This is a genomic window from Geobacillus sp. WSUCF1 (genome assembly GCF_000422025.1).
Taxonomy (GTDB): Bacteria; Bacillota; Bacilli; order Bacillales; family Anoxybacillaceae; genus Geobacillus; species Geobacillus zalihae.
Map to the genome: position 1 here is coordinate 1 of NZ_ATCO01000131.1, position 15,701 is coordinate 15,701.

Annotated in this window: 13 protein-coding genes and 2 pseudogenes; all 15 read right to left on the bottom strand. The window is 56.8% G+C overall.

Features of this window, described 5'->3' with window-relative positions:
• Positions 1–314, bottom strand: a pseudogene (locus I656_RS04025) (thiamine diphosphokinase); the annotation flags it as partial.
• A 109-nt stretch (positions 315–423) separates the two neighbouring features.
• Positions 424–1,080, bottom strand: coding sequence for a ribulose-phosphate 3-epimerase (gene rpe, locus I656_RS04020; RefSeq protein ID WP_014195417.1), 657 nt, complete (start codon positions 1,078–1,080; stop codon positions 424–426).
• Between the two features lie 2 nt (positions 1,081–1,082).
• Positions 1,083–1,964: a ribosome small subunit-dependent GTPase A gene (rsgA, locus tag I656_RS04015; RefSeq protein WP_033006241.1), complete on the bottom strand. Its 882-nt coding sequence runs from the start codon at positions 1,962–1,964 to the stop codon at positions 1,083–1,085.
• Between the two features lie 4 nt (positions 1,965–1,968).
• Complete coding sequence (pknB, locus tag I656_RS04010; RefSeq protein WP_015374390.1) at positions 1,969–3,939, bottom strand: Stk1 family PASTA domain-containing Ser/Thr kinase; 1,971 nt, start codon at positions 3,937–3,939, stop codon at positions 1,969–1,971.
• A 5-nt stretch (positions 3,940–3,944) separates the two neighbouring features.
• Positions 3,945–4,694 carry a Stp1/IreP family PP2C-type Ser/Thr phosphatase gene (locus I656_RS04005; protein ID WP_033006246.1) on the bottom strand — a complete coding sequence of 250 codons (750 nt, stop codon included), beginning with the start codon at positions 4,692–4,694 and terminating at the stop codon, positions 3,945–3,947.
• A gap of 5 nt (positions 4,695–4,699) precedes the next feature.
• Positions 4,700–5,796: pseudogene (gene rlmN, locus I656_RS0116285) on the bottom strand (23S rRNA (adenine(2503)-C(2))-methyltransferase RlmN).
• A gap of 4 nt (positions 5,797–5,800) precedes the next feature.
• A complete protein-coding gene (gene rsmB / locus I656_RS04000; protein WP_015374388.1) occupies positions 5,801–7,135 on the bottom strand; it encodes a 16S rRNA (cytosine(967)-C(5))-methyltransferase RsmB in 1,335 nt (444 codons plus the stop codon).
• Positions 7,122–8,081, bottom strand: a complete 960-nt coding sequence (gene fmt / locus I656_RS03995) for a methionyl-tRNA formyltransferase (protein WP_033006244.1) — start codon at positions 8,079–8,081, stop codon at positions 7,122–7,124. Before fmt ends, rsmB begins: the two co-directional genes overlap by 14 nt.
• A gap of 6 nt (positions 8,082–8,087) precedes the next feature.
• On the bottom strand, positions 8,088–8,561 hold the full coding sequence (gene def, locus I656_RS03990) for a peptide deformylase (RefSeq protein WP_015374386.1): 474 nt from the start codon (positions 8,559–8,561) through the stop codon (positions 8,088–8,090).
• Positions 8,562–8,577: 16 nt separating this feature from the next.
• A complete protein-coding gene (gene priA, locus I656_RS03985; protein ID WP_015374385.1) occupies positions 8,578–10,983 on the bottom strand; it encodes a primosomal protein N' in 2,406 nt (801 codons plus the stop codon).
• On the bottom strand, positions 10,980–12,434 hold the full coding sequence (gene coaBC / locus I656_RS03980; protein ID WP_235048649.1) for a bifunctional phosphopantothenoylcysteine decarboxylase/phosphopantothenate--cysteine ligase CoaBC: 1,455 nt from the start codon (positions 12,432–12,434) through the stop codon (positions 10,980–10,982). Before coaBC ends, priA begins: the two co-directional genes overlap by 4 nt.
• A 2-nt stretch (positions 12,435–12,436) precedes the next feature.
• Positions 12,437–13,054, bottom strand: coding sequence for a guanylate kinase (gene gmk, locus I656_RS03975; RefSeq protein WP_011230667.1), 618 nt, complete (start codon positions 13,052–13,054; stop codon positions 12,437–12,439).
• An 11-nt stretch (positions 13,055–13,065) separates the two neighbouring features.
• Positions 13,066–13,329 (bottom strand): extracellular matrix/biofilm regulator RemA, encoded by a 264-nt coding sequence (gene remA / locus I656_RS03970; RefSeq protein WP_011230666.1) that lies wholly within the window; start codon positions 13,327–13,329, stop codon positions 13,066–13,068.
• A gap of 56 nt (positions 13,330–13,385) precedes the next feature.
• Positions 13,386–14,261 carry a YicC/YloC family endoribonuclease gene (locus I656_RS03965; protein WP_020756039.1) on the bottom strand — a complete coding sequence of 292 codons (876 nt, stop codon included), beginning with the start codon at positions 14,259–14,261 and terminating at the stop codon, positions 13,386–13,388.
• Positions 14,262–14,349: 88 nt separating this feature from the next.
• On the bottom strand, positions 14,350–15,701 hold a 1,352-nt coding region (locus I656_RS03960), incomplete at its 5' end, for a cation-translocating P-type ATPase (RefSeq protein ID WP_020756040.1).

Below are 15,701 nucleotides of genomic sequence, written 5' to 3' on the forward strand. Positions count from 1 at the left end.
CGCCCGCCGGTCGCCCCAAACAGACGGATGGCCCCATCTGTCTGCCTAACCGCCCAGTCAAGGGCGATCTCCATATCCGTTTTGTCTTTTTCCGCCGGCCAAATGTCAAGCTCCGGCAGCATCTCCCTTAGCCGCTTGACCTCCTCTGCCGGCAGCGAATCAAAATCGCCAAACGCCCGCACCGGACGGAGTCCGAAATCCAAGAGCGCTTTCGTGCCGCGGTCGACGCCGACCCACTGCACATCGTTCCCATCATACGAGCGCAAATCGGGAAGAAGGTGGCGCGGACCGCCGCCGACAATATGGATCAACACATGCGTTTCCCCCTTTCAGCAAGGGCCGAGGCGGCCATCTTCCGTCCTTTTCTTTGCTCTCATCACCCTGCGGCTCGATAAGATGGCAAAAGCGGCGCTGCCTTTTTGGCTAGTTGGCGCACACTTCGCGAAGCGTGCGAATGGCGGCGGCTCGATCCCGTTCATTGTAGATGGCCGAGCCGGCGACAAGCACGTTCGCTCCGGCTTCCACGCAAAGCGGCGCCGTTTCCGCATTGATGCCGCCGTCGACCTCAATATCGACCTCTTTATTTTGTTCACTGGCCATCCGGGCGACCTCACGGATTTTTGGCACGACCGCCGGAATGAACGCCTGTCCGCCAAACCCTGGATTGACCGTCATCAACAAGACGAGATCGACATCACCGATCACATGGCGGATCATCTCGACCGGTGTATGCGGATTGAGCACCACCCCGGCTTTGACGCCTTGTTCTTTGATAAAATGAATCGTCCGATGCAAATGCACGCACGCCTCAACATGGACGGAAATCACATCCGCGCCCGCTTTCGCAAACGCCGGAATGTATCGGTCCGGGTCGGCGATCATCAAATGGACGTCAAGCGGCAGCTTCGTCACCGGTCGAATGGCGGCCACGACCGGCGGCCCGAACGTTAAATTCGGCACGAAATGCCCGTCCATGATATCGACGTGAATCCAATCCGCCCCGCCTTCCTCGACCGAACGAATCTCCTCAGCCAGGCGGGCGAAATCGGCTGATAAAATCGATGGCGCAATTCGAATCATGTTCAATACCTCGGCTTTCGTTCTTTCATTTCGGCAACAAAACTAACGTAGTGGTCATAGCGGTACGACGGAATCTCCCCGGCCTCGACCGCCTCACGCACAGCGCATTTCGGCTCGGCGATATGAAGGCAGCCGCGGAACTTGCACCCTTCCCCGTACATCCGGAATTCCGGAAAATAATGCGGCAATTCATCAAGCTCGATCTGGTCGAACTCAAGTGCACTAAACCCTGGGGTGTCGGCGACAAGTCCACCGGCGACCTCAAGCAGTTCGACATGGCGGGTCGTATGCTTGCCGCGCCCTAAATGGGTGGAAATGTCGCCCGTTTTCAACCGCAAATCCGGACGGAGCGCGTTTAATAAGGACGATTTGCCGACGCCGGACTGCCCGGCGACGACGGAGACGCGGCCGCGAAGGCGCAACGCCAGTTCATCGAGGCCGCCCTTGGTCACGGCTGACGTTTCAATCACGTCGTAGCCGATGCGCCGGTAATCATGCACGTAGCGGGCGATCTCTTCTTTCGATTCGCCATCTAACAAATCGATTTTGCTGATGACAATGATCGGCGCGATGCGTTTCGATTCAACCAAGACAAGAAAGCGGTCGAGCAGCTTGGCGCTGAAGTCCGGGCTTACAGCCGAAAAGACTAAAATCGCCTGTTCGACGTTGGCAATCGGCGGCCGCACAAGCTCATTTTGCCGCTCGCCAATCTCCAAAATATAGCCTTCCGTTTCGCTCGTCGCCTGAAAAACGACGCGGTCGCCGACGAGCGGCGTCACGTTTTTCTTGCGGAACACACCGCGCCCGCGGCATTGGAACACGCGGCCTTCGGACAAGACGTAATAAAATCCGCTTAATGCTTTAATGATTTGTCCTTCCGCCATAGCCTCACCCCTTTTTTTCGTTATGTTCTGGGTACGGGATCGATCCTTCCTCTTTGACGACATTGTTGACAATGACGCGGTAATAAGCGGTCTCCCCATATGGAATTTCAAACTCGACCATCTCGGTCGCTGGCGCCGTCAGCCGGTATGTTTTGTATGGCGTTGACATATTGTGGTTGGCATCTTGGATGTAAAGCTGAGCTTCAACCATTTGCCCCGGCATCGCCGGTTCATACGGGATCATAATCTCTTTCACTACCGTTTTGGACGGCTTCGGCTCGGGCCCGCGGGAAATGACGACCGTGATGGTTTCCCCTTTTTTTACCTGCTCGTTCGCCGCTGGAGTTTGCGAAATGACAAGCCCTTCTGGCACCTCGTCCGAATACTCGTACTTCACGTCAATGCGCAGCCCTTGATCCGCGCCGTAGTCGCGCACGCTTTTTTCCGTATAGCCAGTCAAATCTTTAACGGTGACCTTCTCCGGCCCGAGGCTGACGGTAAAGATAACTTCCGTTTCATCAGGCGCCACTCGATCGCCGGCGTACGGGTATTGATCCAAAATCGTCCCTTCCGGCTTGTCGCTGTGGCGGCCATTGCGCGTAATGCGGGTGAATCCTTCAGCGCGCAGCTCCTCCTCCGCCGCAGCAATATCATCGCCAATGAAGCTTGGAAATTCGATTTTCTTTTTTCCAATGCTTTTATAAATGATGACGCCGGCCCCTTTCTTCACCGTCATGCCGGCTTCCGGATCGGTGCGCACGACTTTTCCTTCTTCGATTTGATCATCTTCCACATCAATCGTATCTTTGATTTCCAAACCGAGCGACGACAGCTGTTCAACAGCGTCATCATAGTTTTTGTTGACCACGTTCGGCATCGTCACTTCTTTTGGAAAAATGAGGTCCGGAATCCATGTGACCGCGCTGACGCCGGCAGCTCCAATGAACAGCAAGGCAGCCACAAGCCAGGCAATCCATACCCGTTTCCGCTTTGGTTTCGGTTCGCCCGTCGTATGAACCGGTTCGCTCGTTTTTTCCTCGTACACAAGCGTCTCTTGCTCCAACGCCGCGCTTTCCGCATGTTTGATCATCGGAATGGCTTTCGTCGCTTCCTCATCGTCATCGGGTATGGTAAATTTCGGCTCGTTGCGCCGCCTTGGATCCAGCGCTGTCCGAATGTCCTCGTTCATTTCGCGCGCGGATTGGTAGCGGTAAAACGGGTCTTTCGCCGTCGCTTTTAAAATAATATTTTCGACGCTTTGCGGAATGTCGGGGTTCCACGCCTTGGGCGACGGCGTTTCCGCCTGCAAATGCTTCAGCACGATCGAAACGGCCGATTCGCCGGAAAACGGCAGCCGACCGGTGACAAGTTCAAACATGACGATGCCAAGCGAATAAATGTCCGACTTTTCGGTGGCAATGCCGCCGCGCGCCTGCTCCGGCGACAAATAATGGACCGAACCGAGCACCGAGTTGGTCTGCGTGATCGTCGTGCCGCTCATCGCCACAGCGATGCCGAAGTCGGTCACTTTCACATTGCCGTGCTCATCAAGCAAAATGTTTTGCGGTTTAATGTCGCGATGGATGATGCCGTTCTCATGGGCATGGGCGATCGCTGATGTCAGCTGGTCCATAATGCCAAGCGCCCGTTCGACCGGAAGCGGAGCGTGCTGCTGGATGTATTGCTTCAGCGTCGCGCCGCGCACATATTCCATGACGATGTAATAGACGCCTTCCTCTTCGCCGACGTCATAAATGGAGACGATATGTTCATGGTTTAAGCTCGTCGCCGCTTGCGCCTCGCGGCGGAACCGTTTGATGAACTGATCATCATTGGCAAAATCAAGGCGGAGCACTTTCACGGCGACATCGCGCTCCAAAATGATGTCGCGGGCCAAATAGACATTCGCCATGCCGCCGCCGCCGATAAGGCTGATGATTTTATAGCGGTCATTCAATCGCTTTCCAATGAGCACGCCGATCACCCACCTTCACGTTCCGCTGAAACATCGATGACCGCCAGCGAAATGTTGTCTTCTCCGCCCCGCCCGTTGGCGAGCTCAATAAGCGCCTCCGCCTTCTCTTCCAGCGTGCCGGCACCCGTCAAAATATGTATCATGTCCGCTTCCGGCACTTTATTGGACAACCCGTCCGAACATAACAACAACATGTCGCCCTCGTCGAGCGCCACTGTTTTCACGTCGATTTTCACCGCCGGTTCCGTGCCGAGCGCCCGCAACAGCACGTTTTTGCGCGGATGATGCTCAGCCGCTTCTTTCGAAAGCTGCCCGCTTTTGACGAGCTCATTGACCAACGAATGGTCGTCGGTCAGCTGCTGAATTCCGCTTTTGTTGAGCACGTAGCAGCGGCTGTCGCCGATATGGGCAACCGTCGCAAACGAATTAGCGCAAACGGCGGCGACGACCGTCGTCCCCATTCCTTGACATTCCGGGTGGGAAAGGGCATGGCGAAACAGTTGTTCGTTCGCCGACGCAATTTGCGTCTTGAGCCATTGCTCCGCCTCAGCCGGTGAAGCAAGGCCACTCTCTTTCTCCCATCGCTCCTGCAAATACGCCACCGCCATGGAACTGGCTACATCACCGGCGCGATGACCGCCCATCCCGTCAGCGACAACCGCTAAATATTGGCCGCTTTGATTGACAAATACGCCGCCATTGTCTTCGTTATGTTCGCGAATTTGGCCGATGTCAGTTCGGAAAACGGCTCGCATCCGATTCACCTCGTCTCCTCTTTTCGCTCCTTCGCGCGAAGCTGTCCGCAGGCGGCATCGATGTCGTGTCCATGTTCGCGGCGAATGGTGACATTGATCCCATGTTTTTTCAACGCCCGTTCAAAGGCGAAAATTTGGCTGCGCGGCGTGCGCACATAGTTGCGCTCCGGCACGTAGTTAACCGGAATCAAATTCACATGGCATTTCAGCCCTTTAATCAGCTCGGCCAACTGCTCGGCGTGCTCAAGCTGGTCGTTCACCCCGCCGAACAATCCGTACTCGAACGTCACGCGCCGGCCGGTTTTTTCAATGTAATACCGAACCGCCTCCATGAGCTTCGGCAGCGGGTACGCTTTATTGATCGGCATGAGTTTCGTCCGCAGCTCATTCGTCGGTGCATGCAACGAAATGGCGAAGTTGATTTGCATTCCTTCATCGGCAAACTGGTAAATTTTTGGGATGATGCCGCTGGTGGAAACGGTGATATGGCGGGCGCCAATGTTCAACCTTTTGGGTGATTGACGATGCGCAAAAACTTGATGAGCGCATCGTAGTTGTCGAACGGCTCGCCGATGCCCATGACGACGATGCTGCTGACGCGTTCATTCGTGTCATCGAGCGCCTTTTGCACTTGCACGACTTGGGCGACGATCTCGCCCGCCTCTAAATGACGCTTCAGTCCGCCGAGCGTCGAAGCGCAAAACGTGCAGCCGATGCGGCAGCCGACTTGCGTCGTGACGCACACCGAATTGCCGTAGTTATGACGCATGAGCACCGTCTCAATCGAATAGCCGTCATGGAGCTCAAACAAAAATTTGATCGTTCCGTCTTTAGAAGTTTGTTTGACCACGGTTTTCAACGTCGTGATCGAAAACGATGACGCTAGCTGTTCGCGCAGCCGCTTCGGCAAATTCGTCATGTCGGCAAAATCGGTGACGCGGTTTTGATACAGCCACTCGTAAATTTGTGTGGCCCGAAACGGCTTTTCGCCTTGAGCGACAAGCCATTCCTTCAATTCGTCTAGCGTGAGCGAATAAATCGATGGCAACGGAGGCTGCGTTTCGCCGACAGAGCGGCGGGCAGCCGGACGAACCATTTCCATGCTTTTACACCCTCTTTCGCAGTCGGGCGATAAAAAACCCGTCAGAGTCAAAATGATGCGGCAAAAGCTGCAACATGCCGCCTTTCACATGCGGCCGCACCGGTTTCGGCATCCGCTCGGCAAGGCTGGCGTCGAGGAAAAAGTCCGGATGATCCGCTAAAAAGCGGGCGATGGCTTCTTCATTTTCCTCGCGCTCCACCGTGCATGTGCTGTAGACAAGCGTACCGCCTTTTTTCAAAAGCGGGGCGGCCGCCCGCAAAATGGCTTGCTGAATCTCGACAAGCGCGGCGATGGCGTCTTTCCCTTTCGTATATTTGATCTCCGGTTTGCGGCGAATGACGCCGAATCCAGTGCACGGCGCATCGACCAAAACGCGGTCAAACGATTCCGGGGCAAACCGCTCGCCGAGCCGGCGGCTGTCAAGGGCGAGCGTCGCAACGTTGTCAAGCCCGAGCCGCTTGGCCTGCTGTTCGATCAGCATTACCTTATGTTCGTGGATATCAACAGCAACGACCTCGCCGCGCCCGCCCATCCGCTCGGCGATATGGGTCGTTTTCCCGCCCGGCGCCGCGCAGCAGTCAAGCACCCGCTCGCCGGGGGCTGGGTCAAGCGCTCGAGCGACAAGCATTGAGCTTTCATCTTGAATCGTCAGCCAACCGGCGCGAAACGTCTCCGTATGAGCCAAATTCCCTTTTTCCGCCCGGATGGCCTCCGGAGCGACATGGCCAGGGATTGCCTGCATCCCTTCAGCGCGCAGCCGCTCAAGCGCTTCTTCGACAGTCGCACGCAGCCGGTTGACGCGGGCCGTTGATTGCGGCGGGCGCAAATTCGTCTCGCACATGCGCGCCGCTTCTTCATAACCATATTGCTGGATCCAGCGCCGAACGAGCCACTCGGGATGGCTGGTGGCAAGGGCGAGCCGCTTGCCCGCGTCATCAACCGCCTCGATCGACGGCAGCCCCTCGCGGCCGATGGCCCGCAATACGCCGTTGACAAGTGAAGCAATGCCGCGATGGCCGCGCCGTTTGGCGATTTCAACCGCTTCAAAGACGGCGGCGCGGTCGGGAACACGATCCAAATACACCATTTGATACAGCGTCAACCGAAGAAGCACGCGCACCCACGGCTCAAGCCGGCGCGCCTTGCGCAAAAACGGCGCCAAATAATAATCGAGCGTGTCGCGCCGTTGCACCGTGCCGTAGACAATCTCGGTCAACAGCGCCGCATCGCGCCCGTCAAGGCGTCCTTTTTGAATGGCTTCGTTTAATTGCAAATGACTGTACGCTCCTTTTTGTTCAATGGCTAACAGCGTATCTAAAGCAAGTTCACGTACGTCCATGATCCTCTCCTAGCTTCATGCCGACCGAAAGACGGCTGCCGGCGCCGCGCAAAAATTCGCCCGCCGCCATCCGTTTTTTTCCGGCCGGCTGCAATTCGGTGATGCGAATGGCTGTCTCATTGCCGGTGGCCACGACAATGCCGTTTTCCTCAAGCGCCAAAATCGTGCCCGGCGGCGCCGAACGGGGCGCCGGCACTTTTTCACCCCACCAAACCTTCCAAATGTGCCCATCCTGCGTTGTATACGTGACCGGCCACGGATGGAAGGCGCGAATATGGTTGTAAATGGCTTCGCCGGGCTGCGTCCAATTGATCCGCTCCTGCTCGCGGCGAATGTTCGGCGCATACGTCGCTTTCTCCTCATCTTGCGGAACGGGCGTAATGTTTCCTTCCAATAAAAGTGGAAGCGTTTCTGATAGTAGTTTAGCCCCGGCGGCGCTCAATTTATCATGGAGCGTGCCGACCGTATCCGTTTCGGCAATCGGCACTTCGACTTGCGCTAACATGTCGCCGGCGTCCAACCGCTCCACCATATACATGATCGTGACACCCGTTTTCGTTTTCCCTTGCCAAATGGCGTAATGGATCGGCGCCCCGCCGCGCAGCTCGGGCAGAAGCGAGGCATGGACATTGATGCAGCCGTATTTTGGTGCATCAAGCAGCGCTTTCGGCAAAATTTGCCCAAACGCCGCCGTGACAATCAAATCGGGCGCAAACGCCAACACTTGTTCGTATTGCTCCGGCTCGCGAATTTTTGTCGGCTGCAGCACCGGGATGCCGCGGCGCTCCGCTTCCACTTTCACCGGGGGCGGAACGGGCTCGCGCTTCCGCCCTTTTGGCTTATCCGGCTGGGTGACAACGGCCGAAACATGATAGCCGTCGTCAAGCAGCTTCCGCAAAATCGGCACAGCAAAGTCAGGTGTTCCCATAAACACAATGTTCGTCATTGGCATCTATCCTTCCAATTCTTCAAGATCGCAATACCGAATCACTTTCGACGTAAACAGCACACCGTGCAAATGGTCGATTTCATGTTGCAACGCGCGCGCCAAAAAACCGGTCGCGGAAAGCGTAAACGGGCGGCCGCGCCGGTTTTGCGCCCGCACTTTCACAAATTTCGCGCGCGGCACTTCGCCAAACAAGCCGGGAAAGCTCAAACAGCCTTCCACATCCACTTGTTCGCCGCGCGCCTCGATCACGACCGGGTTGATGAGCTCGATCCGACCGTGTTCATCACCGACATCGATGACGGCGATCTGCTTGGCGACGCCGATTTGCGGGGCAGCTAGGCCCACCCCGTCAGCGGCAAGCATCGTTTCATACATATCGTCAAGCAGCCGCCCGAGCCGACGGTCAAACGCCGTCACCGGCGCGCACGGCTGTTCCAAAATCGGGTCAGGATACGTGACAATCGACAAAACAGACAACGTCATTCCCCCAAGTTCACATCATCATGTATGGGTTTGTATCAATGGTGACCATCACTCCGCCATGGGCGGCATCGGCTTGGTAGCGGTCGATGACCGCCTTGAGCGCCGCGGTCAAATTCGGCTCCCGTTTGTATTTTATCATGCATTGGTAACGATATCTATCGTGAAGACGGGCGATTGGCGAGGCAACGGGGCCGAGAACGACCGCTTCGTGCGACAAATGCTTGCGCAAATAGGCGGCGATTTTCTCCGCCGCTTTGGCTGCAGCCGGCGCTTCCTGGTGGGCGACCGTGATGAGCGTCAAGTAGTAGTACGGCGGATAGCCGTGCGCTTTGCGCAGCGCCATCTCCCGCTGGTAAAAGGCGCGGTAGTCGTGGCGGGCGGCCAGTTCAATGCTGTAGTGCTCAGGTGTATACGTCTGAATGATCACTTCGCCGGGCAGCTCGTGCCGTCCGGCGCGCCCGCTCACTTGCGTCAACAGCTGGAACGTTTTTTCCGCGGCGCGAAAATCGGGCAAATGAAGCATCGTGTCGGCCGCGAGCACACCAACAAGCGTGACATCCGGAAAATCAAGCCCTTTGGCGATCATTTGCGTGCCGAGCAAAATATCGGCTTCCTTGGCGGCAAAACGGGAAAGCAGCTCTTCATGCGCCCCTTTGCGGCCGGTCGTATCGACATCCATGCGGATGACGCGCGCTTTCGGCAGCAACCTCGTCAGTTCTTCTTCCACTTTTTGCGTGCCGGTCCCGAAAAAGCGGATATGTTCGCTGCCGCATGACGGACAGCGAGGGGCAAGCGGCTCTTCATGCCCGCAATAGTGGCATTTCATCCGTTCCCCGGCACGATGGTACGTCAGCGAAATGTCGCAGTGCGGACAGCGGATGACATAGCCGCAGCTGCGGCACATGACAAACGTCGAATAACCGCGTCGATTCAACAGCAACACTGCCTGCTCGCCGCGCTCAAGCCGGCGGCGCAATTCGTCAAGCAATCGGCGTGAAAACATCGAACGGTTGCCGCTTCGCAGCTCCTCGCGCATATCGACGACATGAACGTCCGGCAGGCCGCGGTCGCTGATGCGCTCCGGCAGCTCGAGCAGCTCGTACACCCCTTTGGCGGCGCGGGCGAACGTCTCAAGCGAGGGGGTGGCGCTGCCAAGCACGACCGGGCAGCTGTGGCGGCGAGCGCGGTAAATGGCGACATCGCGCGCATGATAGCGCGGCATTTCTTCTTGCTTGTAGCTCGTCTCATGCTCCTCATCGATGATGATCATTCCCAAGTTTTCAAACGGGGCAAACACCGCCGATCGCGCCCCGACGACAAGCTGCACTTCTTTCCGGTGAATTTTCCGCCATTCGTCATATTTTTCACCGACCGACAGCCCGCTGTGAAGCACCGCCACTTTCGAGCCGAACCGGCTTTTGAAGCGCTCGACCATTTGCGGCGTCAGCGAAATTTCCGGCACGAGAACGATCGCTTCCTTTCCTTGGCGCAACGCTTCATCAATCGCCTGCATATACACTTCCGTCTTCCCGCTGCCGGTGACGCCATACAGCAAAAACGTGCGATGCTCCCCGGCGCGCACCGAAGCGGCGATCTTCGCCAATGCCGCCTCTTGCGCCCGAGTGAGCGCCGGCGGCTCACTCGGCTGAAACGTGCGATGCTCGTACGGGTCGCGGTACACCTCGACATCGTTCAGCACCACAAATCCTTTGTCGACGAGCGCTTTCAGCGGCGCTGAGGAGACGCCAAGCACCGCTTGCAGCTCGGCAACCGGCGCCGCTTCCTCTTTTTCCAGCAAAAAGGAAAGCACCTCTTTTTGCCTTGCCGGCAGCGACCCGAGCTCCTGTTTCGCTTGTTCCGATGGAATGGCCAAAGCGGCGTGCTTCACCGTTTTCTTGCCCGCTTTTTCTTTCACCTTGTAGACCGCCTCGAGCACACCTTGCTGCACCGCTTTTTGCGCCGCCCGCCATAAACCGGCCGCCTCAACCTCTTTCCAAGGCGCTTCCGTCCGCCCGGCAAACAGCGGCTTTACCTCATCCGGCAACCTCCCTCTCTTCTCTTCATCCGTCAAGCGGAGCGTTTTTTCATATTTCGCCCGCATCGCCGCCGGCAGCATCGCCTGGTACGCCGAAATGGCAAAACAAAGCGTCGTTTCCGTTAAATAGCGGCCAAGATCAAGCAGCTCTTCGTTTAACACCGGCACGACATCAATCACATGCTCAATCGGTTTCAGTTGTTTGATGTCGGAATGGTCTTTCACATCAACGACAAACCCTTGCAAACGCCGCGCCCCAAACGGCACCGTCACCCGCATGCCCGGCTGGATGACGCCTTGCCAGCGCTCCGGAATCCAATAATCGAACGGGCGGTCCGTCTGCCGGGACGGGACATCGACAATCACGGATGCTACTTTCATCGAATCGCCTCGATATACGCGTGAATTTCTTTTAAAATTTCCTCGGCCGCCTCGCGTTTCGTCATGAGCGGCAGCGGCCGAACGACGCCGTCGCGGCGGAAGATGGTGATGATGTTCGTATCGCCGGCAAACCCTGCCCCTTCTTCGGTGACATTGTTGGCGACGACCATATCCAACCGCTTTTCTTCAAGTTTTTTTAACGCATACTGCTCGAGGTTGTCCGTCTCAGCGGCAAATCCAACCAAAATCTGTCCCGTTTTCCGCTCGCCAAGCGCTTTCAAGATGTCCACCGTCCGCTCCATCTCGACGACATAACCGCCCGGCTGCTTTTTAATTTTGGAAGCCGCGACATATTTCGGCCGATAATCGGCGACCGCCGCCGCCTTGATCACGATGTCCGTTTCCGCAAACCGAGACAAAACCGCTTCATACATCTCTTCCGCCGATTCAACCGCCACCGTCTCGACGCCATCGGGTGAAGAAAGCGCCGTCGGTCCGGAGACAAGCGTCACCGAAGCGCCGAAGCGGGCCGCCGCTTCGGCGATGGCGTAGCCCATTTTGCCGCTCGAATAGTTGGAGAAATAACGGACTGGATCAAGCCTCTCCCGCGTCGGCCCGGCGGTGACAAGCACACGCTTCCCGCGAAACAGCGGCGGATCACCGGCAAAAAAGCGCTCGATATGGGCGATGATGTTCTCCGGCTCCTCGAGCCGCCCTTTGCCGATGTAGCCGCACGCCAAATAGCCTTCCGACGGCTCGATGAACCGGTAGCCGAACTTACAGAGCCGCTCCATGTTCGCCTGGACGGCCGGATGCTCGTACATATGAACGTTCATCGCCGGAGCAATCCAGACGGGCGCTTTCGTCGCCAAAATCGTCGTCGTCACCATATTGTCGGCGATGCCGGCGGCCAGCTTCGCCATCGTATTGGCCGTCGCCGGTGCGACCAAAACGAGATCCGCCCAGTCCGCCAAATCGATATGGGTGATGACAGCCGGATCGTTTTCGGCAAACGTATCGACATACACTTCCTGGCGCGACAATGCTTGAAACGTGAGCGGTGTAATGAACTGGCACGCCCCTTCTGTCATGATCACTTTTACTTCAGCGCCGCGCTGGACGAGCTGGCTGGTGAGCGCCGCCGCCTTGTACGCCGCCACCCCCCCGGTCACACAAAGCAAAATATGTTTTCCCTTGATCATGTTGGCCACCCCCCGACATTGAAAAAAATAACAACCTAAAGCTAGGTTGTTATTTTTCCTCCTCACTAATTCGACCTTGTCACCGGCAATTTCCTCGAGCGCCTGGCCGACAAATTTTTTCGACACCGGCTTTTTCACCATCAGCTCCGCACCGTCCTGCAGCTCGCGCGCCCGTTTGGCCACCACCGTGACGAGCTTGTATTTCGAATCGACTTTTTGCATCAGCAAATCGATGGAAGGATACAGCATCGTCATTCCACCCCCAACATCCGTTTATATCGCTCGGCGACGCGTTCGCGCCGGCAATGTTCGGCGATGACGATCGCCTTGATCCGCTCGCAGGCGAGCTCCACTTCATCATTTTCCACGACATAGTCGTACTCGTCCATCATTTCAAGCTCCTCTTTCGCCGCCCGCAGCCGATTTTCAATCAGCTCTTTCGACTCGGTGCCGCGTCCCATGATCCGCTTTTCAAGCTCCGTGAGGCTTGGCGGGGCCAAGAAAATGAAGAGCGCCTCTGGAAACGCCCGCCGCACTTTCATCGCTCCTTGCACTTCGATCTCTAAAAACACATCTTTCCCTTCGGCAAGCGTCTTCTCCACGTAGTCGATCGGCGTGCCATAGTAGTTGCCGACGTATTCCGCCCACTCGAGCAGCTTGTTTTCCCGAATCATTTGTTCAAACTGCTCGCGCGTGCGGAAGAAGTAGTCGACGCCTTCCACTTCGCCTTCGCGCGGCTTGCGCGTCGTGACCGACACCGAATAATGAAGATTGATGTCCGGCTGCGAAAACAGCGCCTTGCGCACCGTTCCTTTGCCAACGCCGGACGGACCCGACATGACGATCAACAACCCACGTTCGTTCTTCAACGCCCAAAACCCTACCCTTCCTCGGAGAAATCGTCGCTTCCATATAAGCGGTTCGCCACCGTTTCCGGCTGCACGGACGACAAAATGACGTGATCGCTGTCCATGATGATGACGGCGCGCGTCCTCCGCCCGTGCGTCGCGTCAACGAGCTTGCCGCTTTCGCGCGCATCTTGAATGATTCGTTTGATCGGCGCCGAATCAGGGCTGACAATCGTAATGATGCGGGCGGCTGACACCATGTTTCCGTACCCGATATTGATAAATTTCATCATCATGACACGCCCACCTGCCATATCCGATATTGTTGCCGCCAACAAGTCGTTTTAAACCGTTATTCCACGTTTTGCACTTGCTCGCGCATTTTCTCAAGCACGCTTTTCATCTCAACGACTTGCGCGGCAATCAGGCTGTCGTTTGCCTTGGCGCCGATCGTGTTGACTTCCCGGTTCAACTCTTGCACCAAAAAGTCCAGTTTCCTCCCGATCGGTTCGTCCATTTCTAAGGCGTCTGCCATTTGCGCCAAATGGCTGCGGATGCGTTTCAATTCCTCATGAATGTCCGCCTTTTCGGCAAACACCGCCACTTCTGTGAGCAGGCGCGCCTCATCGACCGGAGCGGGCGCCCATTCGCGCAGGCGGCGCGCAAGCCGCTCGCGGTATTGTTCAATCACAAGCGGCGCCCGCTGTTCAATAGCTTCCACCCCGGCTTCGACTTCATGAAGACGGGCGCGCAAATCCGCGGCAAGCGCCTCCCCTTCGCGCCGGCGCATGGCCACAAGTGCCTTTGCCGCTTCATCGACAGCGGCCAAAAGCAGCGGCTCGACCTCCTCGTTCGCTCCTTCCTCTTCCACAACTTCGACCGCCCCATCAAGCCGAAGCAGCTCGGCCGCCGTCACGCTGCCGTCAACGGCAAATCGCTTTGCGGCTTCCTGCACTCCGGCCCAATACTGGCCAAGCAAATCCCAATCGATATGTACGCTCCGTTTCACAAGCCCTTCTCCGGCGATCGTGACGAACACTTCCACTTTTCCGCGCCGCACGTACGGTGAAATTGCTTTTTTTATTTTATCCTCAAACACGAGCCATTGTCTAGGGAGGCGAATGGAAATTTCACAAAACCGGTGGTTGACCGATTTCATTTCCACCGCCACCATCAAACGATCCGTTTTTTTCGTGCTTGCGCCAAAACCAGTCATGCTGTAAACCATATCATCACATCCGTTGTTGCCTTGATGAAAAAGAAAAGGTCATAGAGCGTTGCTCTATCACCTTTTTTATTATAACATATCCATCCTTTTATTTTCTCGTAAAAAGCGAGCCAGCAAACAAAAATGTCGGCAGGGCGGACAAGCCAATGATGAGCAGCCAATCGACCGCTGCGAGCGGCTTCGTATGGAACACTGCGGCAAGCGGTGGGTAATAGATGACGACAACGAGCAAAAGCAGCGACACGATCACCGCCGCGACAAGGTATATGTTCCCGAACGGACTGCGGTCAAAAACCGAACGATCGCAGCGGCAGTCGAACACATGGATCAATTGGGCCAACACAAGCGTCGCAAACGCCGCCGTCTGGGCGTAAACGAGATCCTCGCCGCTCCGTTCATAGGCGGTCAGAAACGCAGCCAGCGTAACAACGCCGATCAAAAAGCCGCGGCTTACGATTTTCCAGCCGAGCCCGCGGGCGAACACCCCTTCATCGGGACGGCGCGGCGGCCGCTTCATCACGTTTTCTTCTGGTTGGTCGAGCCCGAGCGCCATGGCTGGCAAACCGTCGGTGACAAGATTGACCCATAAAATTTGAATCGGCACGAGCGGCAGCGGCAAGGCAAGCAGCATCGCAAACAACATGACGAGAATTTCCCCGACGTTCGAGGCGAGCAAGTAGCGGATAAACTTGCGAATGTTTTCGTAAATGTTGCGCCCCTCTTCGATCGCGGCCTCAATCGTCGCAAAGTTGTCATCCAACAAAACGAGCGACGCCGCCTCTTTCGCCACTTCCGTCCCCGACCGGCCCATCGCGACGCCGATATCCGCCGCTTTCAACGCCGGCGCGTCGTTCACCCCGTCGCCGGTCATGGCGACAATATGACCGCGGCGCTTAAAGGCGTTGACAATTTTCAGCTTATGCTCCGGGGAGACGCGGGCAAACACGTAAATATTATCGACCTCGCGTTCGAGCTCATCGACCGACAGCTTCGACAACGTCGCCCCATCCATCACTTTTCCGCCAGGCGGCAGCACGCCAAGCTGTTTGGCGATGGCGGTGGCTGTCAACACATGGTCGCCGGTGATCATCACCGTTTTCATGCCTGCCTCTTTGCATCGCGCCACTGCTTGCTTCACCTCAGGGCGCGGCGGATCGATCATGCCGGCGACGCCGAGAAACCGAAGCTTTGTCTCCGCATCCTTCTCCGACTCGATCCGTTCCGTTTCCGCAAGCGGCCGATACGCGACGGCGATCGTGCGCAAGGCGGAAGACGCCATGTGGCGAATCGCCTTCTCGATCGTTTCTTTCCACGCCGGGGTCAGCATCTGCTCGCGGCCGTTCCATTCAAGGCGGTCCGCCCGCTCAAGCAGCACATCGGGCGCCCCTTTCGTCACGACAAACCGACGGCCGTTTCGGTCGCGGACGATCACCGTCATCA

What these genes read in the sequence shown, in the direction of transcription:
- rpe (WP_014195417.1), bottom strand. Translation starts at nt 1,080, where the DNA reads ATGATTCGAATTGCGCCATCGATTTTATCAGCCGATTTCGCCCGCCTG.
- rsgA (WP_033006241.1), bottom strand. Translation starts at nt 1,964, where the DNA reads ATGGCGGAAGGACAAATCATTAAAGCATTAAGCGGATTTTATTACGTC.
- I656_RS04005 (WP_033006246.1), bottom strand. Translation starts at nt 4,694, where the DNA reads ATGCGAGCCGTTTTCCGAACTGACATCGGCCAAATTCGCGAACATAAC.
- rsmB (WP_015374388.1), bottom strand. Translation starts at nt 7,135, where the DNA reads ATGGACGTACGTGAACTTGCTTTAGATACGCTGTTAGCCATTGAACAA.
- fmt (WP_033006244.1), bottom strand. Translation starts at nt 8,081, where the DNA reads ATGACGAACATTGTGTTTATGGGAACACCTGACTTTGCTGTGCCGATT.
- priA (WP_015374385.1), bottom strand. Translation starts at nt 10,983, where the DNA reads ATGAAAGTAGCATCCGTGATTGTCGATGTCCCGTCCCGGCAGACGGAC.
- coaBC (WP_235048649.1), bottom strand. Translation starts at nt 12,434, where the DNA reads ATGCTGTATCCTTCCATCGATTTGCTGATGCAAAAAGTCGATTCGAAA.
- remA (WP_011230666.1), bottom strand. Translation starts at nt 13,329, where the DNA reads ATGATGATGAAATTTATCAATATCGGGTACGGAAACATGGTGTCAGCC.
- I656_RS03965 (WP_020756039.1), bottom strand. Translation starts at nt 14,261, where the DNA reads ATGGTTTACAGCATGACTGGTTTTGGCGCAAGCACGAAAAAAACGGAT.